We start from the raw sequence: 20,028 nt of genomic DNA, 5'->3' as shown, positions 1-20,028 counted from the left end.
CTCAGGCTCCGATCACATGATTGAAGACGGCCAGGGTCTGCTGGCCCAGGCCCGCGATCTCGTCGTCGTCGAGAATGTACGGCGGCATCAGGTAGACGGTGGAACCGATGGGGCGCATCAGGAGTTCGTGTTCCAGCGCCGTGCTGAAGAAGCGGCGCGAAAAATCGGGCGCTGCATCCACCGCATCGAAGGCCCAGATCATGCCCTGCTGGCGGAAGTGTTTTACGCGCTCGTGCTGCGCCAGCGGCGCCAGGGCGCGTGTGATCTTGTCTGCGCGCGCGCGGTTGGCCACCAGCACATCGTCTTCCTCGAAAATCGACAGGGTCGCCAGTGCCGCGCGGCAGGCCAGCGGGTTGCCCGTGTACGAGTGCGAATGCAGGAAGCCGCGGCGTACGTCGGTGCTGTAGAACGCCTGATAGATGTCTTCGCGCGTCATCACCAGGGACAGTGGCAGATAGCCGCCGCTGATGCCTTTCGACAGGCAGACGAAATCGGGCCAGATACCGGCCTGTTCGCACGCAAAGAAGGTGCCCGTGCGCCCGCAGCCGACGGCGATTTCATCGAGGATCAAATGGACTTGATAGCGGTCGCACAGGGCGCGTACCAGCGACAGGTATAACGGGTCGTGCATGGCCATGCCGGTGGCGCACTGCACCAGCGGCTCGATGATGATGGCGGCGATCTTGTCGGCTTTTTCCTGGAACAGGCGCTCCACGTCGGCGGCGGCGCGGCGCGCCACGTCCTCGGCGCACTCGCCCTCGGCCGCCTGGCGAAAGTCGGGCGACATCACCGTCTGCGTGGCGCGCAGCAAGGGGCCGTAGGCATCCTTGAACAGGGCGACATCGGTGACGGCCAGCGCGCCGATGGTTTCGCCGTGGTAGCTGCCTTTCAGGCAGACGAATTCCTGTTTTTCACTCTTGCCGCTGTTGCGCCAGGCGTGAAAACTCATTTTCAGGGCGATTTCCACGGCGGACGCCCCATCGGACGCGTAAAAGCTGTGACCGAGCACGCCGTTGGTGAGCGCGGAGAGTTTCTCCGACAGTTCGATCACCGGTTCATGCGTGAAACCGGCCAGCATCGCGTGTTCCAGGCGGTCCAGCTGATCCTTCAGCTCCGCATTGATGCGCGGATTGGCGTGGCCGAACAGGTTCACCCACCAGGAGCTGATGGCATCCAGGTAGCGTCGGCCTTCGTGGTCATACAGCCAGGCGCCGCGGCCGTGGCTGACGGGGATCAAAGGGACCGTCTCGTGGTGCTGCATCTGTGTGCAAGGGTGCCACACGCTGCGCAGACTGCGTTCGACCCAGCCCGATTGTTTTTCTGCTTTCAAAACTGCTCCAATGATATTCTTAGTCCATGAGCTTTGGACTATTAGCTAGCCCATGAGCCAACTCGGCTTGCGCTTGTCGAGGAACGATTGCACGCCTTCGCGCCCCTGCTCCGAGGCGCGGATTTGCGCGATGCGCTCGGCGGTGTCCGCCAGCAGCGCATCGTCAACCGGCTGGCCAACGATCTCGCGCACCAGCGTTTTCGCTTGCGCCACCGCGTGCGGGCTGTTGCCCGTCAGCGCTTTCAGCACCTCGGCGGTTTTCGCGTCCAGTGCGTCGCCAGCGACTACCTCGTGGGCAAAGCCGATGCGTAGCGCTTCCTGGGCAGAGAATCGCTCCGCAGTCAGGAAATAGCGGCGTGCCGCGTTTTCGCCCATGGCCTTGATGACATACGGTGAAATAGTGGCCGGGATCAGTCCCAGGCGCACTTCGCTCAGGCAGAAATGCACGTCTTCCGCAACCAGAATGATATCGCATGCGGCGACCAGGCCCATGCCGCCCGCATAGCAATCGCCCTGGATCTTCGCCACCACGGGCTTGGGACACAGGTAAATCGTGCGCAGCATCTGCGCCAGCTGCAGCGCGTCGGCCTGGTTTTCGGCATGCGTGTAGCCTGCCATCTTCTTCATCCAGTTCAAGTCCGCACCGGCGCAAAAGGCGGCGCCATTCGCCGCCAGCACGATGGCGCGCACCATGTCGCTGCGTCCCAGGCCCTCGAAAGCGCGCGTCAGTTCGGCGATCGTCGTCTCGTTGAAGGCGTTGCGCACGTCGGGACGGTTCAGGGTCACGCTGGCGACATTGCCCTCGATGACCAGCTTTAAGGTTTCAAATTCCATGCTCTTCTCCCTCACATGCCGGTTACATACGAAACACGCCGAACTTCGTGTCCGGGATTTCGGCGTTGAGCGCCGCCGACAGGCCCAGGCCCAGCACCATGCGGGTATCGGCCGGGTCGATCACGCCATCGTCCCACAGGCGCGCGGTGGCGTAGTACGGGTGGCCCTGGTGTTCGTATTGCTCCTTGATCGGCTGCTTGAAGGCGGCTTCCTCGTCCGCGCTCCACTCGCCGCCCTTGCCCTCGATGCCGTCGCGCTTGACGGTCGCCAGCACGGAAGCGGCCTGGTCGCCGCCCATAACGGAGATGCGCGCATTCGGCCACATCCACATGAAACGCGGGGAAAACGCGCGGCCGCACATGCCGTAATTGCCGGCGCCGAAGCTGCCGCCGATGATGACGGTGAATTTCGGCACGGCCGCGGTGGCCACGGCCGTGACCATCTTGGCGCCATTGCGGGCGATGCCTTCGTTTTCGTACTTGCGGCCCACCATGAAGCCGGTGATATTTTGCAGGAAGACGAGCGGGATCTTGCGCTGGCAGCACAATTCGATGAAATGCGTGCCTTTCAGGGCCGATTCGGAGAACAAGATGCCGTTATTGGCGATGATGCCGACTTTTACGCCATAGATATGCGCGAAGCCGCAGATCAGGGTGGTGCCGTAGCGGGCCTTGAACTCGTCGAAATCGCTGCCGTCGACGATGCGCGCGATCACCTCCCTCACATCGAAGGGCTTGCGCGTATCGACGGGGATCACGCCGTACAGTTCCTGCGTCGGGTATTTGGGTTCCACGGACTCGCGCAGTGCCATCTGCTGCGGCTTGGTGCGGTTCAGGTTCGAGACGATGGTGCGCGCCAGCGACAGCGCATGCAGATCGTTCTGCGCCAGGTGGTCGACCACGCCGGACAAACGCGTGTGCACGTCGCCGCCACCCAGGTCTTCGGCCGTCACCACTTCGCCGGTGGCCGCTTTCACCAGCGGCGGGCCACCGAGGAAAATCGTGCCCTGCTCCTTGACGATGATCGATTCGTCGCTCATGGCCGGCACATACGCGCCGCCGGCCGTGCAAGAGCCCATCACGACGGCGATCTGCGGGATGCCCTTGGCCGACAGGTTCGCCTGGTTGTAGAAGATGCGGCCGAAATGGTCGCGGTCGGGGAAGACGTCGTCCTGGTTCGGCAGGTTGGCGCCGCCCGAGTCGACCAGGTAGATACAGGGCAGGTTGTTCTGGTCGGCGATTTCCTGGGCGCGCAAATGCTTTTTCACCGTCATCGGGTAGTAGGTACCGCCCTTGACGGTGGCGTCGTTGCAGACGATGACGCATTCCTGGCCCGAGACGCGGCCAATGCCCGTGATGATGCCGGCGGAAGGCGCCGCATCGACGCCCTTGGCGTCCTGGTACATGGCGTAGGCCGCCATCTGGGAAAACTCGAGGAAGGGCGTGCCGGGATCGAGCAGCATTTGCACGCGATCGCGCGGCAGCAGTTTTCCGCGCGCCAGGTGCTTGGCGGCAGCCGCCTCGCCGCCGCCGGCAGCGATTTTCTCGACCTTGTCGCGCAAATCGTCGACGATGGCTTGCATGGCCGCAGCATTGGCCTTGAAATCTTCACTGCGCGGATTGAGTTTGCTTTCGATGTGCGGCATTGCGGTTCCTTTTTATGATCGCCCGGTCTCTCGGGTCGCGCTATTCGGGAAAACTGCCGTCGAGATAAAACCAGCGCATGCCACCCTCGCCTGCTTCGCGCACGAAGCGGCTCACTTCATGCAGGCGGTGCGCGCGGCCATTGACCTTGTAGCGGGCCACGAATTCCACGCTGTCGCGGTGTATCTCTTCGGCTTGATCTGCTGATACTGCTTTACGTTGACGTAAACGTAAAGCAGATTTTACCTCAAGTCCCAGCCAGTGGACTTTTTCTTCTTCCGCAAATAAAGCGTCGGTAGGACGGGTGCTGGCGTGCCAGGTGGCGCGCAGATACGCTTCATCGCGCAAGGTAAACGCCGTGTAGCGCGAACGCATCAGGGTTTCGGCCGTGGGCGGCAAGACGTCGCCCGCGATATACGGGCCGCAGCAACTGGCGTAGGAGGCGCCGCCACAGGGGCAGGCGGCAGATGTCGAGGGTGTGGGCATGCGCTGGCAATAAGGAACGGAAAAGACGGAACAGGAAAGTTCCGCAATTATCCGCCATATCGGCAGCGCCGCGTGCGTGCCGCCTTGGCCTGCTACTTTTTCGGGCTGAGGAAGTCCAGCGCGAACGGCGGCGCCTTGCCCGCCATGAGGTCGGCCAGGATGCGCGCCGTGCCGGCGGCAAAGGTAAAGCCCAGCGGGCCATGGCCCACGTTGAGCCACAGATTGCCAACTTTGCTGGCGCCCACCAGCGGCGCGCTGTTCGGTGTGGCGGGGCGCAGGCCGGCCCAGGCCGTGGCCTGGTCGTAATCGGCGCCGTGCGGCATGGCTTCGCGCGCCAGGCGCGTCAGGCCGGCGATGCGGTTCCAGGCTATGCTGTTGTCGGCGCCCACCATGTCGACCATGGCGGCCACGCGCAGGTCGCCACCGATGCGAGCATACAGCACCTTGCGCTCGAAATCCGTGATGCTGATCTCGGGCGCCCGGTGCTGTGCGCGGATGGGCGCCGTCAGGCTGTAGCCTTTCAGCGGGTACAGGGGTAGGTAAATGCCCGCCGTGGCGGCCAGGTCGCGGCTCTGGATGCCCGCCGCCAGCACATAGTGATCTGCCTGCAACAGGCCCAGGCTGGTGTCGACGCCCGTGATCTTGCCCTTGTGCGTGACGAGGCGGCGCGCCTCGCCTTTTAATATGAGCGAACAATTCGGGTGCTGCAGCAAGCGCGCTTCCAGGGCCAGGCAAAAGGCGTGGCAATCGGCCACCGCTTCGCCTTCCGTGAAGATGCCGCCCGCAAGGGCACCCTGCAGGGCGGCCAGCGCCGGTTCGCGCTGTAAGGCTTCAAGAGGCGACAGGACGATGCGCGCTTCTTCCGACTCGGGCCGGGCCACGGCCCGCTGAAAGATGGCGGGCGAACGGTAGACGATGAGCTTGCCCGCGTCACGCCAGGCATACGCTTCCGGTGGTACGCTCAACTCCAGCTGCGCCATGCCGGCGCGGCTCCATTCGCCCAGTTGCAGCAGCTTGGCCGTCGTGCGGGCATTGCTGGCAGCATTACAATTGCGCAGGAAACTGGCCATCCAGCGCCACTGGCGCCAGTCCGCTTCGGGCCGGAAGCGCAGCGGGCCATCTTTCTGCAACAGCCATTGCAGGGCTTTGAAGGGCACGCCCGCGTCCGCCAGCGGTGCCACATAGCGATAGCTGAGCTGGCCGCCATTGCGGTAGCTGGCGGCGATCGCCACTTGTTCATTACGTTCCAGTAAGGTGACCTTGTAGCCGGCCTCGGCCAGCCACCAGGCCGATGTCAGACCGACGACGCCGCCGCCGATGATGATGACTTGTTGCTGCATGTTGCCTCGCTGCGTTGCGCTCCCATGGTGCGGGAGCATTCGGGAAGAGCTTAGAGGCTGGCCGGTCAGGGAGCCAATGAAACATCATGGTGCAGCCATAACTTTCAGGAATGCACTGTTTCAGTGAAATGATTCATGCTTATCAATCGCACCACGGTATAAGGTGGTGAGTATCAATTCCTCGTTGCGCCCCATGGCGGAATAGGTGCCCGGATAGCGTTCGGCGTCGCTGCCCGTGCCGCCCACCAGCATCACCATGCCGTTCCTGTTCTTCAAATCGAGCACGAAGGCGGAGACGAGGCCATACGCGTCGCCCAGGTGGCCGACCGCATGAAAACTGGCGCCCTCGACCAGGCCATTGCCCTTCCCCGCCACCGCATCGAACTGCTGGTTGCCCAGGCCCCAGGCGCGGTACAGGCCCCGCTCGCTGTCGCCATTGCCGCCATCGGGCGCCAGCTGCCATTGGCGTTCAAACATCAGGGCGAGGCTGGCCGGTTGCAATAGTTGCTTGCCCTGGTGGCGGCCACCGTCGAGCAGCATCTGCATGACCGTGCCCAGTCCTGCGGCGGAAATGCGCAAGCCGCCCGTGGGACTGAAGACGGTGGCGTTGCTGCCGATCACATAGTTGGCCATGCCGGCCGGTGGACGCTGGTAAAAATCATCGGCTTGCACGATCCAGGGGCCTTGCGGCTGCCACTGTTCCGTCTCCAGCGTGCGCTTGCGGTACAGGGTGGCCGTGTTCGCCACCTCGTCCGTAGAAAATGCCGCAGGGTTGTAGCCGCCGCGCACATCGAGGGGATCGAGCAGCAAACGCCGCATCAGCAAGTCGAAGCGCTCGCCCGTGACTTTTTCCATCACGGTGCCGATCACGCCCCAGTTCAGGTTGGCATACCTAAAGTAATGGCCCGGGGGAGCCGCCGCATCCCACATGAGGTCGCCGCCAGCCGTGAACACGTCGCGCAGGCTGCGTTCCGGTCCCCAAGCGTAGCCGCCCGCGTCGCGCAGCGAGGAAGTATGGCTGAGCAGGCTGCGCAGGGTGACGGCTTGCTGGGGAAAGTGCGGGTTGCGCAGTGAAAAGCCCAGGTAAATGCCCACGTCCTGGTCCAGGCTCAGCTTGCCCTGCTCGACCAGCCGCATCAGGCCCAGGGTGGTCATCATCTTCGATATGGAAGCGATGCGGAACAGGGTGGCCGGCGTCACGGGCAAGCTGTCCGCCGGCGTGGCGCCGATATGCCGGTAGCCAAATTGTTGCTGATACGACACCTTGCCATGGCGGATGGCCAGCACGGACAGGCTGGCCAGCGGGTGGGCCGGGTCATCGACGATGGCGGCCAGCGCCGCATCGAGCGCGCGCTGGCGTTCGTGTGGCACGAGTTGCTGAGTGCCGCCGCCGGGCGGGGCGGCCAGCGCGCTCCAGGTCGTGCCCAGCAGCAGCAAGCCCAGCAATCCTGTCATTCTATTGTGCATGTTTCCCTGTTTTACGGTGTGGTGGAGGCATCGCCAGCATAGGGTGGGATGGTTGACTAGGCCAATGAAAATTGCTTATTTATCTATAATGCAAAGCTATACGTACGGTAAAACATTGTTTTTTTAAGTGTATAACCGTTATTTATGGTCATTTTCCATTTATTCATGGGTGGACGGGCTACGCGCAAGCGCCATCGCTATTACACTAGGAGGACAAGGAGAACTGTATGAGCCAGACCAGCGTAGAACTCAAGGTCGATTTAAATGACAATTCGCCTTTATATATGCAGATCGCCCGCAAGCTGAGCGATGACGTACGCAACGGCCGCTACCAGGTAGACCAGGCCCTGCCATCCGAACGTACCCTGTCCGAACTGCTCGACGTATCGCGCGTGACTGCCCGCAAGGCCATCGACCAGCTCGTCGAGCAAGGCCTCGTCGTGCGCCGCCGTGGTTCGGGCAACTATATTGCCCCGCGCATCGAACAGCCGCTGTCGAACTTGTCGAGCTTTTCCGAGCAGCTGCAGCAGCGCGGCTACCGCCCCGGCTCGCGCTGGCTCAAGCGTGAAGTCGTCATCGCCAGCAGCGATGAACAGCTGAGCCTGGGCCTGGCGCAGAACACGAAAGTGGCGCGCCTGGAGCGCCTGCGCCTGGCCGACGACGTGGTGATGGCGTATGAAGTGAGCGTGCTGCCCTTCAGCGTGGTGCCGGACCCGGCCGCCATGGGCGATTCGCTGTATGAATACTTGAGCAGCATCAAGAAGGCCCCCGTGCGCGCCTTGCAGCACATCCGCGCCATGAATGCGACGGACGTGCTGGCCAAGCAGCTGGGCATCCCCGATGGCCAGGCCGTGCTGTTCATCACGCGCATCGCCTACCTGGAGTCGGGCGAAGCGGTGGAACTCACGCATTCGTATTGCCGCAGCGACCATTATGATTTTGTGGCAGAGATGCGCCGCGCTCCATAAATCTACTGCTGGAACAGGCGGATCATGGATTCCGCCACGCCGACGGACGACTCCCAGCTCATGCCGGTCACCAGCCGGCCATCGACTTCGACGTGACTCTTGCCGTTGGCGCCGTGCCTGAATATGCCGCCATGGCGCTTGATGCTGGCTTCTGCCGAAAAGGGATAGGCCTTGTATACCGGCGATTCCTTGTTGAGAAACGCATCGGGGAAGGAGGTGAGCACCTTGCCCTGGATCAGGAAAGTGCCGTCACTGAGCTTCAGGTTCTTGATGCCCTCGGTTCCATGGCAGATGCCCGCGATCACCCCGCCTTGTTGTTCGTAGATACGCAAGGCGATGTCCTGGAGCGGCTTGTTTTCCGGGATGCCGACGATGGCCGCGCCGCCGCCGACGAAAGCCATGCCCGCATACTCGTCTGCCCTGACCTCGGAGACAGGCTTGGTATGGGCCAGTGCCCACATGAAATCACTGTCGTACAGGTGCTTCTTGAGCAGCGCGTCCGACGTGACGATCATTTCCAGGCGTATAGCGCCCCCCCTCCTGTGGATGCGTGACGACGATAAACACCGCAATCTACTGTATTAGTCTGTATGAAAATAAGCTTTTGCGGTCACTTGACTTTGAATGATATACTTGCTTAATTATCCCATGTGTGTGAGTGCCTACTGACATTTTTTGGCTCTCGGGCGCTACATGTGGATTCCGCACTTAGCACAACTTCGCTCGAACATTGTATCTGCCCCGCTGAGGGCATAGTGCGCATGTTTGGCGACTTTTTTATTGGAGGTATGCAATGGCTATCGTTCAAAAACCTATGCAGCCTCTTCTTAAAAAGCTGCAGTCGTCAGGCTTCAACCCTACTTTTGTTAGATCATTGCTTCCTGAGTGGTGGGATGACTCGATTGCGGGAACCCCATCTGGTTTTCAGCAAGTAACATTGATTCTTGGAAAAATCCTTGCCATTCGCCCCGAGTCCCTATGGGACCAGGGAAGTGTGCCTGTATTTGCTCTGCCTGACTCTAGAAAATTTAAACGTCGTACAGACATAGCTGAGGATTCGCTCGATGTTGCCTGTGCGTTAGCTTTCTCTGCCGCAAGAATTGTGCAAAGTGGTTTGGATGAACTCGTATCTCCAATCGCTGTGCCGGATGCTAGCGTTTTACGGAAAGAACTTTTGACCAAGTCGAAGTGGATTGGCTTTGCTGAATTGCTTGACTATTGCATTTCGATTGGCATTCCCGTCATTCATTTGGGCAAATTTCCAGCTAAAGCAAAGAAAATGGATGGCCTGGCATTTGACTGTCATGGACGCCCTGTCATTGTGCTTACGAAACGTTATACACATGGTTATCTCCTCTTCGATTTGGCGCACGAGTTGGGTCATATTGCATTGAAGCATTTGAAGGAAGGTGGCTGCATAATTGATCAGAAAATTGATGCGGATGCTGAAGACGAGGATGAGCGTGCAGCTAATCGGTTTGCGTTAGAGTTGTTGACTGGCGATGCGGAGTGCAGAATTGTTCCTGCTGGACGGAACTTGACCGGCAGTGAGTTGGCGAGCGCTGCTGTTCGACACGGTGAAAGCAATCAAATTGATCCGACGCATGTAGCACTCAACTATGGGCATTCGCATGGTCACTGGCCGGTAGCGATAAATGCAGTAAAGCAAATTGTTGGGACATCCCCTTCAGATCAAGATCTTATCCGAGCAAAGTTGTTCGAGAGTCTAGATCAGGACTCTATGAAAGAGGACGATCTTGATATTCTGGCGAAAATGGTTGGTGAGGCAGAGTAGTGATTGTTCTCGCGGATAATGACATAATTCTGAAGCTGGCCCAATGCGACTTGCTCGATTCGTTGCCGGATCTACTCGGTGCACCGATAGAGAGTATCTTTGTCTCAACAACTGCTAGATACCAGTTGCTCCCCAAAAATCCGGAGAAGCTTCTTTCAAAGTGTGGCAACGAAGAAACTGTGCTGCGCTTGAGGAGGTTCTTGGATGCTGTCAAAGATATTCCTGCGATTGAAAATCTGGAATTATTAACTCGTGTGTCGGCAATCCCGAACATTGATGCTGGTGAACAGCAACTTTTTGTTGCTTGCATAAGCGATGATGCTTCGACCTTGATTACCGGAGATCGAAAGGCTCTCCGTGCAGTCATTTCTTGCAAGGAAACCGTACCTGAACTACATACGGGCTTGGTAGGTCGAGTTGTTACTTTTGAAAGTGCTTTGTTGCTTGCCCTAGAGGTCTTTGGTTTTGCTGTACTCAAGCAGAAGCTCCTGTCTTGCCCTAAACCTGATGGTGTGTTGAAGCAGGTTTTAAGGCCAGACATGGCTGAAGAGAACTTACGTGAGTGTTTGGTTTCATTTACACGCGAGGTCTCTTTGTTCCTGACCGCAAAAGAACGACTTCCTGATGAACTGCGGGTATAAATAGCATAAGACCTAGTCGAGTTTCTTGGCAAGATCTTCTGCGCGAAGGTGGGTGTATCGTTTGAGTATATCCAATGTCTGATGTCTTGTGATTGCTGTCGACGTACGAGTGGTACATCAGGTTTCTGCACTAGTCATAATCTCCCGTTATGCCCGTCCGCCAAGCTTTCATGGCTGACCTTGCACATCGGTATTAAACTGGTTTCACCTTCAACCATGTTCTGAAATCATGTTGAAAACTGAAACTCCGAGCCGGCGGCATCCGGATCTGGACCTGTATCCGGTGGAACAACTGGTGGCGGCGCTAGTCGATGACCAGTTTTGGGCCGTCGAAGCCGTGCGGCTGGCCTCGCCCGACATCGCTGCCGCCATCACGGCCGCCCTGCCCCGCATCGCCGCTGGCGGACGCCTGCTGTATGTGGGCGCCGGTACGTCGGGACGGCTTGGCGTACTCGACAGCGTTGAACTCAACCCCACGTTTTCCTGGCCGCCCGAGCGGGCCGTCGCCATCCTGGCCGGCGGCGCGGGCGCCATGTTTACGGCAGTCGAAGGGGCGGAAGATGATTTATCGCAAGGCGAGCGGGATTTGCTGGCCCTGCAGCCGCAAGCCAAGGACGTGGTGATCCTGCTGGCCGCCTCGGGCGCCACGCCCTACGTGCTGGGCGCGCTGCTGGCCGCGCGCAAGGCTGGCGCCTTGACGATAGGCATCGCCAACAATGTCGATGCTCCCGTGGCGCTTGAGGCGCAATGCGGCATTGTGCTCGACACGGGTACGGAAGTCATTTCCGGCAGCACCCGCCTGAAAGCGGGCACGGCGCAAAAAATCACCCTGAACACGATTTCCAGCGCCCTGATGGTCGGTTTGCACAAAACTTACGGAAACTTGATGGTAGACTTGAAGCCGACCAACGCCAAGCTGATCTGGCGGGCCGTGCGTCTGACCATGCACGCCACGGGCGCCAGCGAAGTGCAGGCCAGGACCGTGCTGGAGCAATGCCACTATCACGTCAAGGTGGCGATAGTTGCCTTGATCAAAAAAATCAACACAAACCAGGCACAGGCATTGTTGGCCGGCGCGGACGGCAGTGTGCGGGCGGCACTGGCGGCGTGATCCGATGGCACGGCATTCTTCTGTCTGGGAGACAAAGAAGGATGTATGGAGCTAGTGAAACAAACCGCCCCGGCGCGCGCGAATAAGCCGTGGCTATGGATCCCTTCCCTGTATTTCGGCCAGGGCATCCCCTATGTAGTGGTCATGACCTTGTCCGTGATCATGTACAAGAACTATGGTTTTTCCAATACGGATATCGCGCTGTATACCAGCTGGTTGTACTTGCCATGGGTCATCAAGCCGTTGTGGTCGCCCTTCATCGATATGTACCGCACCAAGCGCTTCTGGATCGTCGGCTTGCAGCTGGTGATCGGCGCCGCGCTGGCGCTGGTGGCCCTGACGACGTCCCTGCCGCACTTTTTCCAGATCAGCCTGGCCATCTTCTGGCTGATGGCCTTCAGTTCCGCCACGCATGACATTGCCGCCGACGGCTTTTATATGCTGGGACTGGAAGAGCACCAGCAGGCGGCCTTCGTTGGCGTGCGCAGCACGTTTTATCGCCTGGCGATGATCGCGGGCCAGGGCGGCCTCGTGTATCTGGCCGGCTATCTGACGCATGCGACGGGCAATGTGCAGCTGGCCTGGTCCGTCGTGTTTGCGATTTTGGCGGGCCTGTTCATCGCTCTGTTCCTGTACCACTATTTCGTCTTGCCCAAGCCCAAGGATGACCGCCCCAGCATCCAGGGCGCCGGTATTTCTCCGTTGCAGGAATTCATCGCCACCTTTGCTTCCTTCTTCAAGAAGAAGGATATTTTCGTCATCCTGGGTTTCCTGCTGCTGTTCCGCCTCGGCGAAGCGCAACTGTTGAAGCTGGCCGCGCCCTTCCTGCTCGACCCCGTCGCCAAGGGTGGCCTGGGCCTCAGCACGGAACAGGTGGGCCTCGTCTACGGCACCATCGGCGTGATCGCCCTGACCCTGGGCGGCTTGCTGGGCGGTTATATTATTTCCCGCTTCGGCTTGAAACGCTGTTTGTGGATCATGGTGCTGTCCGTCCACTTGCCCGACCTGGTCTTCGTTTATCTGGCCAGCGCCTTGCCCAGCAGCATCTATGTGATCGCCGGTGGGATTGCACTTGAGCAATTTGGCTATGGCTTCGGTTTCGCTTCGTATATGTTGTACATGATCATGGTGTCCGATGGCGCGCATAAAACGGCCCATTACGCCATTTGCACGGGTTTCATGGCCCTGGGCATGATGCTGCCGGGCATGGCCAGCGGCTGGATCCAGCAAATGCTCGGCTACCAGCACTTCTTCATCTGGGTCTGCATCGCCACGATTCCCGCCTTCATTATGGCCGCGCTGGTCAAGATCGATCCCGAATTCGGCAAGAAGGCCGAGGCTTGATTCTTTTGAACTGTGCGCCCGCAAGGATGTCGGGCGCACAGTAAAATGCCCGCACCGATAGACCTGCGCTTCACCACTGCAAGGAATTGTTTTGTTGTCTACTTTCAAAAAACGCCTGGGCGCCGCGGCTGGCGTGCTGGCCGCGCTGGCCACCGCCACATTGCTCAGCAGCTGTACCAGTACCAAGCTGCCCTCGGCAGTGACGCCGGGCGAAGCGGGTTTGCCGGCCGTGCCGCCCGTACGGCACATCACGGGCGAAGTGCCGCCGCCGGCGCCGCGCGAGTTCCGCGCCGCCTGGGTTTCGACGGTGGCCAATATCGATTGGCCCAGCCGCAGCAATTTGCCTGTCGCCAAGCAGCAAGCCGAGGCGATCGCCATCCTTGACCGCGCCAAGTCCTTGAATCTGAACGCGATTGTGCTGCAGGTGCGGCCCAGCGCCGACACGATTTACCCATCGCAACTGGAGCCATGGTCGGAATACCTGACCGGCAAGCAAGGCCAGCCACCATTGCCCATGTATGACCCGCTGGCCTTCTGGGTGGCGCAGGCGCATGCGCGCGGCCTGGAATTGCACGCCTGGTTCAACCCTTACCGGGCGCGTCACGCGACGGCCAAGTCGCCGCTGGCGCGCGACAGTTTTGCGTCCACCAACCCGGCATCCGTCAAGCAATACGGGCGCTACCTGTGGATGGACCCGGGCGACGCCGCCGCTTCCAAACACACGACGGAGGTGGTGCTCGACGTCGTGCGCCGCTACGATATCGACGGCGTGCACATCGACGATTACTTTTATCCGTACCCGATCGATGCGCCTGGCGCCGGTGCCGGTGCGGAAACAGCCGCGCTGGACGCGGGCAATGGCGGCGCCAAGCGCGAACTGCCGTTTCCCGATGAGCCTTCCTGGCAGCAATATCTGCTGGCCGGTGGCCAGTTGGACCGCCCTTCCTGGCGCCGCCAGAACGTCAACCAGCTGATTGAAACCTTGTATACAGGCATCCACCGCGAAAAGAGCTGGGTGCGTTTTGGCATCAGCCCCTTCGGCATCGGCCGTCCGGATCGTCGCCCTGCCGGCATCGTCGGCTTCAGCCAGTACGATAAATTGTATGCGGATGCGGAACTGTGGCTGGCCAAGGGCTGGCTCGACTATCTGTCGCCGCAGCTGTACTGGCCCGTGGCGCAGGCGCCGCAAGCGTTTGGCGTGCTGCTCGACTACTGGCTGGCGCAAAATCCGTATGGCCGCCACGTGTGGCCGGGTTTATATACGAGCCGGATCGACAATTCCGCCAAGTCCTTCACGCCGCAAGAGATCATCAAGCAGATCGAAGTGACGCGCACGCGCCCCGGCGCAAATGGACAAGTGCATTTCAGCATGGCGCCGCTGATGCAGAACCGCAAGGGTGTCAGCGAGCAACTCAAGGCCATCGTGTATCAAAGCCCTGCGCTGATTCCCGCCACGCCATGGCTGGGCAAGGAAGCACCGGGTACGCCCGTGCTGGCCTTGCGCCGCGATTCCACCAGCCTGAACGTCAAATTGACGGCGGGCGGCGGCAAAGCCGTGGCGCAGTACGCCGTCTGGGCCCGCTACGGCGAAGACTGGCGCTTTACCGTGGTCACGGGCGTGCAGGGCGAGCTGACCCTGGTCGACGATGTCATTGGTAAAGTCAATGCGGTGGTGGTCAGCGCCGTGGACCGCCTCGGCAATGAAAGCCCCCGCGTCACCGTGCGCGCACCGTTTACGGCCCCCGCCAAGTAATTGTTCACCGCTAGTCCATAACCTGCAGGCATGAAACATGCGCAAGCTTTCATGCCTGCAAGCTCGGCTTGGCTTTACACTCATGCCATGATTTCCATCCCTAAAGCCCCTCATGCAGCGCCCGTGCTGGGCCTGGGCATCGACGCGGGCGGCACGCAGACGCGCTGGGCCCTGGCCAACGCGGACGGCGCCATCGTGGCCGATGGGGCTGTGGAAGGCTTGTCTGCCTTGCAAATGAGCAACGAAGCGGGCCGCGCGGCCGTGCACGCCACGTTTGCCCGGCTGTGCCAGGGCGTGCTGGCTGTCGGCCAACCGGGTGCCGTGGTGGCGGGCTTGACGGGCTTTGGCGGTGACGATGTGGCGCTGGCGCACATGCTGGCCGCCTTGCTGGCGCTGGACGCCGGCGATGTCAGTGTAGGCAACGATATCGACATCGCCTATCGCGACAGCTTTGAACCAGGCGAAGGCTATCTGGTCTACGCTGGCACGGGCTCGATTGCCGCCTGGATCGATGCGGATGGCGTGTTTCACCGCGCGGGCGGGCGCGGCGTGCTGCTTGACGATGGCGGCGGCGGCTACTGGATCGCGCGCGAAGCCTTGCGCCACATCTGGCGCCGCGAAGACGAGGCGCCTGGTAGCTGGCAAGCCTCGCCCATGGCCGGGGCCGTGTTTGCGCAACTGGGCGGCAGCGACTGGTCGCTGTCGCGCGCTTTCATGTATGGCCAGGACCGGGGCGCCATCGGCCGGCTGGCGCTGGCCGTGGCTGCCAGTGCGGATGCCGACCCGCTGGCGCTGGATATCTTGCGGCGCGCGGGACAGGAACTGGCGCGTTTGGCGCTGGCCCTGACGGCGCGCTACGGTCCCCGTCCCGTGGTGCTGGCGGGCCGCGCGGCGCAGTTGCACCCGGCCATCGCGGTTGCCATGCGCGCCGCTTTGCCGGTATCGTTGATGTTGGAGCAAAAAGTTGCCCGTTCGCATGAGGCTGCGGCCAAGCTGGCAGCCCGGGCAGCCAGCCAGCGTACTGGCAAGAACTGAACATTTTACCAACCCGAACACGGATCTTTCATGAAAAAAATCGCCCTCGCCCTGCTGGTGGCCCTGCTCTCCGCCTGTACCACGCCCGCGCCGCACCTTGACCACAGCTTGACGGCGCGCAGCCAGAGCCCGCGCGTGAAATTCATCGTTATCCATTACACGGTCAGCGACCTGCCCCGCTCGATCAAGATCCTGACGGAACAAGTGGTCAGCAGCCATTATTTGCTGACCGACACGGACAAGCCGAAGTTTTACGTGCTGGTCGACGAATCGCGCCAGGCAAATCACGCGGGTGTAAGTAACTGGAAGACTTATACACAGTTGAATGTCAGCTCGATCGGCATCGAGATCGTCAACCCTGGCTACAAGGACACGCCGGAAGGCCGCCTCTGGTATCCATTTCCGCAGGCGCAGATCGATGAGCTGATTCCGCTGTTGAAAGATATCCAGGCGCGTTACAACATCGCGCCGGAAAATATCCTGGGCCACAACGAAATCGCCCCGCAGCGTAAGCAGGATCCGGGTCCGCTGTTTCCATGGCGCCAACTGGCCGATGCGGGCCTGATCGTCTGGCCCGATGCCAACCGTGTCGCCGTGCAGCGCCCCATGTTTGAGAGCCAAGTGCCGGACGCCGTCTGGTTCCAGAAAAAGCTGGCCCAGCACGGCTATGCGACGCCGAATACGGGCGTCTTCGATGAAGCGACGCGCAATGTGTTGATCGCCTTCCAGATGAAATACCGCAATACATTGTTTGACGGCACGCCCGATGGCGAAACGGCAGCCCTGCTGGAAGTGCTGACGACGCCGGCCCCAGCTGTTGCAACAAAGTAGCATGGCCGTTCCAGCCCATGACTTTTTCTTATATGCTGAACGTTGAAGGCCCAGGTGGCCATGGCAAGGTAGAGGAATAGCTCATGCGGCTGCGTCATATCGAAGTGTTTCACGCCATCATGCAAGTTGGCACCATCAGCGGCGCGGCCCAGGTGTTGCATATTTCGCAGCCGGCCGTGACCAAGGTCTTGCAGCATTGCGAATTGCAACTGGGCATGCCGCTGTTCGAGCGCGTGCGCGGCAAGCTGTACCCGAAGCCCGAGGCGCACCGTTTGTTTGTCGAGACGGAAAAACTCAACCGCGATTTATTGGGCATCCGCCGCCTGGCGGCCAGCCTGAAGGGCCACGCGGTGGAAACCATCCGCCTGGTCTCCACGCCGACGCTCGCCATCAGCGTCTTGCCATTCGCCATGACGGAATGGCGGCGCGACTTTCCCCACACGCGTTGCCAGCTGGCCACCCACCACACGGGCGAGATCGTCAATACCCTGCGCCTCGGTGAAGCGGACCTGGCCGTATCGCTGCAAGACCCACGCCACCCGGGCATCGTGGCCGAACCCATTGCGCAGGGTGTCATGACGGTGATCGCGCCGGCCGGCACCTGGCATGCGGCCGATTGCGGCACGCCCTTGACGGCGCATGGCCTGAATGGCGAGCTGATCGGCCATGCGGACAACGATCCGCTGGGTGAGCTGGTGGTGGCCGCCTGCGAGGCGCAGGATATCCACCCCGTTTTTGCCACCGTGGTGCAGACTTATCAAATTGCCCGTTCCCTGGTGGAAGCGGGCGCCGGCATGGCCGTGGTCGACCCGTTTACGGCCGCGTCCGGCTCACCCGAGCGGCTGCAGCGCCGTCCCTGGGCGCCGACGATCCCCATCCAACTGTATTTATTGACGGCGAGCCACTCGCCGCTGTCGCATGGCGCGCGGCGCCTGGCCGACAGCATCGGCGTGGCGGCGCGCAACTGCCTGGAAAGAGGAGTCTGATGTCTGTTGCAAGTTTGCAATTGGAAGCGGTCGGCAGCGATCCGCAATTTCGCCACCTGAGCAGCATCGCCGGCATCGCCGTCGACTTGCGCTACGCCACGCCCGGCAACTTTGTCGGCCGTGACTTATATAGTCCCATCGATTGCGCCTGGTTGCACCGCGATGCCGCCGCCGCCCTGGAAAAAGCCGTGGCCTGGCTGGTCGCGCATCGCCCCGATCATCATTTATTGGTGCTCGACGCCCTGCGCCCGCAACGGGTGCAGCAGCAACTGTGGGATGCGCTGCAGGGAACGGAGTTGCTGGGCTATATCGCGGAACCGTCGCGCGGCTCGATCCACTCGTTTGGCATGGCGCTCGACATCACCATCGTGGGCCCGGACGGGCAGGAACTGGACATGGGCACGGGCTTCGATGATCTGAGTGAGCGCTCGCACCCGGCGCTGGAGCTGTCCTTGCTGGAAAAGGGGGAAATCACGGAGGAACACGTGGCGCATCGCCGCTTGTTGCGCGACGCCATGTTCCAGGCGGGCTTCTTTGGTATCAACAGCGAATGGTGGCATTTCGATTGCGGCGACCGGGTGCTGGTGCGCCAGACCTACACCCGGGTACTCTAATTAGAAGACCTTTAGTCCCTTCAGCATCACGATCAGGATCAGCACGGGCGAGACAAAGCGCAGCAGGAACAGCAGCACATGCGCCAGAGTTTTATTTTGCAACTGGCCATGATTGCTGATCGCATCGATGAAATGGTCCTTGCCCCAGGCCCAGCCTGTAAACAAGGCAATGGCGATGCCGCCCACGGGCAGGAAAATATTCGACGAGACGAAGTCGAACAGATCAAACATATTCAAGTTAAACAGCTTGAAATCGGCCAGGGTGCTGTTACTCAGGGCGCACACGGAGCCGAGCACGGCAAGTAGCAGCATGGTCACCACCGTTGCCTTGGTGCGCGTCCAGCCAAAGCGTTCGTGAAAAATCACCACGGGCACTTCCATCAGCGATAGCATCGCCCCGGTGGCGGCCACGGCGGCCAGGATGAAGAACACCACCATCAGGGCTTGTCCCATGGGAATTTGCGAAAACACGGCGGGGATGGTGATGAACACCAGCGACGGTCCTGCGCTGGGGGCGAAGCCAAACGTGAACACGGCGGGGAAGATGGCGATGCCGGCCAGCATGGAGACACCCAGGTCGGCCGCCATCACGCGCAGGGTGGTCGCAGGGATATTCTGGTCATCGCGGAAATAGCTGCCGTACGTCATCATCGTACCCATGCCGACGGACAATTTAAAAAAGGCCAGGCCCATGGCCGTCAGCACGACGGATGCCGTCAGCTTGGAAAAATCCGGGCGGAACAGAAACGCCAGGCCTTCGCTTGCCTTATCCAGCGACAGGCTGACTGCACAGAGCAGTAGCAGCAGCAGGAACAGCAGCGGCATCAGTTTCTTGGCGATCGCTTCGATGCCCTTGGTAACACCCAGCATCAATATGCCGCCGATAAACAGCAGCACGCCCCATTGCCACAATAGTGATTGCAGGGGATTGCTGATCAGCGAAGCGAAGGCCGCTTCCGTCACCAGCTTGTCGCTGCTGAGGATGGAGCCGTCGATGGCCTTGGCGATATAGGCAAACACCCAGCCCACCACCTCTGAATAGAACGCCACGATCAGGAAGGCGGCGACCATGCCGATCACGCCGACCAGCCACCAGGGCTTGCCCTTGGGTGCCAGCTGTTCCATGGTGGAGATGGGATTGACCTTGGCGCGGCGTCCCAGGGTGATTTCCGCGATCATCACCGGCAGTCCCACCAATAAGGTAGCGAGCAGATAGATGAGCAGGAAGCCGGCGCCGCCATTGGCGCCCGTCAGGTAGGGGAACTTCCAGATATTGCCGAGACCGACTGCGGAACCGAGCGTGGCGGCGAGCACGCCGAAGCCAGTGGTAAAGCCAGCTCGTTTCAGGGTCAGGCCTGATCCTTGAGCTTGTTGTTTCATTGTGAATCTTCTATATATGGACGCGGATTTGCGCTGAGGGGGCGAAATTGTAGCAGTTGGCCGCAAATACCCCGGAAAAGCCTTGCTACTACGGGGGCGCTTTGCTATAGTTCGCCTCCCCAATGAGACGCAGTCAAATGCGGCTTTGAGGATCACCGGAAACGGCGATGAGTAGTAAAGAAGGAGTTGACGGATGTAGTGAAATGCTTCATACTCTTCCTTCTTCGCAGCTGACAAACACAACGCTTTGTCGATAGCGCGAAAGCAGTAACCGATCACAGTTCTTTAACAATTAACAGTCGATAAGTGTGAGCATTTGGTGTAAGTGCAGCGTTAATCTTCGGATTGACGTCTAACTTAAAATATCAAATGTTCACAAGAAATAATGAAATAGGATACTTCTTCGGAAGTAGCCTGTCAGTTTTTTGAGTGAGCAAACACCTCGCAATGCGAGGGGTTTGAACTAGTTA

The 20,028-nt window shown here is 60.3% G+C and carries 18 protein-coding genes and 1 pseudogene; 10 read left to right on the top strand and 9 right to left on the bottom strand.

Features of this window, described 5'->3' with window-relative positions; translation table 11 throughout:
• Nucleotide 1: 1 nt before the first annotated feature.
• The 6 genes from bioA to ACQ4WS_RS10745 form a co-directional block, all read right to left on the bottom strand.
• Nucleotides 2–1,330, bottom strand: coding sequence for an adenosylmethionine--8-amino-7-oxononanoate transaminase (bioA, locus tag ACQ4WS_RS10770; RefSeq protein WP_436476065.1), 1,329 nt, complete (start codon nucleotides 1,328–1,330; stop codon nucleotides 2–4).
• 45 nt (nucleotides 1,331–1,375) lie between these two features.
• Entirely contained in the window at nucleotides 1,376–2,164 is a 789-nt protein-coding gene (locus ACQ4WS_RS10765; RefSeq protein WP_436476064.1) for an enoyl-CoA hydratase/isomerase family protein, read from the bottom strand.
• Nucleotides 2,165–2,186: 22 nt separating this feature from the next.
• Entirely contained in the window at nucleotides 2,187–3,809 is a 1,623-nt protein-coding gene (locus tag ACQ4WS_RS10760; RefSeq protein WP_436476062.1) for a carboxyl transferase domain-containing protein, read from the bottom strand.
• A gap of 40 nt (nucleotides 3,810–3,849) precedes the next feature.
• Entirely contained in the window at nucleotides 3,850–4,293 is a 444-nt protein-coding gene (locus ACQ4WS_RS10755; protein ID WP_436476061.1) for a YchJ family protein, read from the bottom strand.
• A 92-nt stretch (nucleotides 4,294–4,385) separates the two neighbouring features.
• The gene (locus ACQ4WS_RS10750) at nucleotides 4,386–5,672 is read right to left on the bottom strand and encodes a D-amino acid dehydrogenase (RefSeq protein ID WP_436476060.1); all 1,287 of its coding nucleotides are present in this window, start codon (nucleotides 5,670–5,672) and stop codon (nucleotides 4,386–4,388) included.
• 81 nt (nucleotides 5,673–5,753) lie between these two features.
• On the bottom strand, nucleotides 5,754–7,100 hold the full coding sequence (locus tag ACQ4WS_RS10745; protein WP_436476058.1) for a serine hydrolase domain-containing protein: 1,347 nt from the start codon (nucleotides 7,098–7,100) through the stop codon (nucleotides 5,754–5,756).
• A 227-nt stretch (nucleotides 7,101–7,327) separates the two neighbouring features.
• Between ACQ4WS_RS10745 and ACQ4WS_RS10740 the strand changes: the two genes are divergently transcribed.
• On the top strand, nucleotides 7,328–8,068 hold the full coding sequence (locus ACQ4WS_RS10740) for a GntR family transcriptional regulator (RefSeq protein ID WP_096232721.1): 741 nt from the start codon (nucleotides 7,328–7,330) through the stop codon (nucleotides 8,066–8,068).
• A gap of 2 nt (nucleotides 8,069–8,070) precedes the next feature.
• On the opposite strand, the gene ACQ4WS_RS10735 is transcribed toward ACQ4WS_RS10740, so the two are convergent.
• Nucleotides 8,071–8,583, bottom strand: coding sequence for a DJ-1/PfpI family protein (locus tag ACQ4WS_RS10735; protein ID WP_436476056.1), 513 nt, complete (start codon nucleotides 8,581–8,583; stop codon nucleotides 8,071–8,073).
• A gap of 278 nt (nucleotides 8,584–8,861) precedes the next feature.
• Between ACQ4WS_RS10735 and ACQ4WS_RS10730 the strand changes: the two genes are divergently transcribed.
• Nucleotides 8,862–9,863 (top strand): ImmA/IrrE family metallo-endopeptidase, encoded by a 1,002-nt coding sequence (locus tag ACQ4WS_RS10730; protein WP_436476054.1) that lies wholly within the window; start codon nucleotides 8,862–8,864, stop codon nucleotides 9,861–9,863.
• Entirely contained in the window at nucleotides 9,863–10,504 is a 642-nt protein-coding gene (locus tag ACQ4WS_RS10725; RefSeq protein WP_436476052.1) for a hypothetical protein, read from the top strand. The genes ACQ4WS_RS10730 and ACQ4WS_RS10725 overlap by 1 nt, the downstream gene beginning before the upstream one ends.
• A gap of 12 nt (nucleotides 10,505–10,516) precedes the next feature.
• Here ACQ4WS_RS10725 and ACQ4WS_RS10720 read toward each other — a convergent pair.
• A pseudogene (locus ACQ4WS_RS10720) lies at nucleotides 10,517–10,600 on the bottom strand (recombinase); the annotation flags it as partial.
• Nucleotides 10,601–10,733: 133 nt separating this feature from the next.
• Here ACQ4WS_RS10720 and ACQ4WS_RS10715 point away from each other — a divergent pair.
• The 7 genes from ACQ4WS_RS10715 to ACQ4WS_RS10685 all read left to right on the top strand — a co-directional run bounded on the left by ACQ4WS_RS10715 (nucleotide 10,734) and on the right by ACQ4WS_RS10685 (nucleotide 18,178).
• On the top strand, nucleotides 10,734–11,615 hold the full coding sequence (locus ACQ4WS_RS10715; RefSeq protein ID WP_436476050.1) for an N-acetylmuramic acid 6-phosphate etherase: 882 nt from the start codon (nucleotides 10,734–10,736) through the stop codon (nucleotides 11,613–11,615).
• Between the two features lie 45 nt (nucleotides 11,616–11,660).
• Complete coding sequence (locus tag ACQ4WS_RS10710; RefSeq protein WP_436476048.1) at nucleotides 11,661–12,959, top strand: MFS transporter; 1,299 nt, start codon at nucleotides 11,661–11,663, stop codon at nucleotides 12,957–12,959.
• 91 nt (nucleotides 12,960–13,050) lie between these two features.
• The gene (locus ACQ4WS_RS10705; RefSeq protein WP_436476046.1) at nucleotides 13,051–14,712 is read left to right on the top strand and encodes a glycoside hydrolase family 10-like protein; all 1,662 of its coding nucleotides are present in this window, start codon (nucleotides 13,051–13,053) and stop codon (nucleotides 14,710–14,712) included.
• Nucleotides 14,713–14,799: 87 nt separating this feature from the next.
• On the top strand, nucleotides 14,800–15,747 hold the full coding sequence (locus tag ACQ4WS_RS10700) for a BadF/BadG/BcrA/BcrD ATPase family protein (RefSeq protein ID WP_436476045.1): 948 nt from the start codon (nucleotides 14,800–14,802) through the stop codon (nucleotides 15,745–15,747).
• Nucleotides 15,748–15,777: 30 nt separating this feature from the next.
• A complete protein-coding gene (locus ACQ4WS_RS10695; RefSeq protein ID WP_436476043.1) occupies nucleotides 15,778–16,578 on the top strand; it encodes an N-acetylmuramoyl-L-alanine amidase in 801 nt (266 codons plus the stop codon).
• Between the two features lie 83 nt (nucleotides 16,579–16,661).
• On the top strand, nucleotides 16,662–17,564 hold the full coding sequence (locus ACQ4WS_RS10690) for a LysR family transcriptional regulator (RefSeq protein WP_436476041.1): 903 nt from the start codon (nucleotides 16,662–16,664) through the stop codon (nucleotides 17,562–17,564).
• A complete protein-coding gene (locus ACQ4WS_RS10685) occupies nucleotides 17,564–18,178 on the top strand; it encodes a M15 family metallopeptidase (protein WP_436476040.1) in 615 nt (204 codons plus the stop codon). The genes ACQ4WS_RS10690 and ACQ4WS_RS10685 overlap by 1 nt, the downstream gene beginning before the upstream one ends.
• Here the strand turns inward: ACQ4WS_RS10685 and ACQ4WS_RS10680 are convergent, their stop codons facing one another.
• Nucleotides 18,179–19,558: a sodium-dependent transporter gene (locus ACQ4WS_RS10680; RefSeq protein ID WP_436476038.1), complete on the bottom strand. Its 1,380-nt coding sequence runs from the start codon at nucleotides 19,556–19,558 to the stop codon at nucleotides 18,179–18,181.
• Nucleotides 19,559–20,028: the final 470 nt, after the last annotated feature.

It is taken from the genome of Janthinobacterium leeuwenhoeki, assembly GCF_051380795.1.
GTDB lineage: Bacteria > Pseudomonadota > Gammaproteobacteria > Burkholderiales > Burkholderiaceae_D > Janthinobacterium.
Note: the sequence above shows the minus strand (reverse complement) of the source record. Positions and strands in the feature narration are given on the sequence as shown.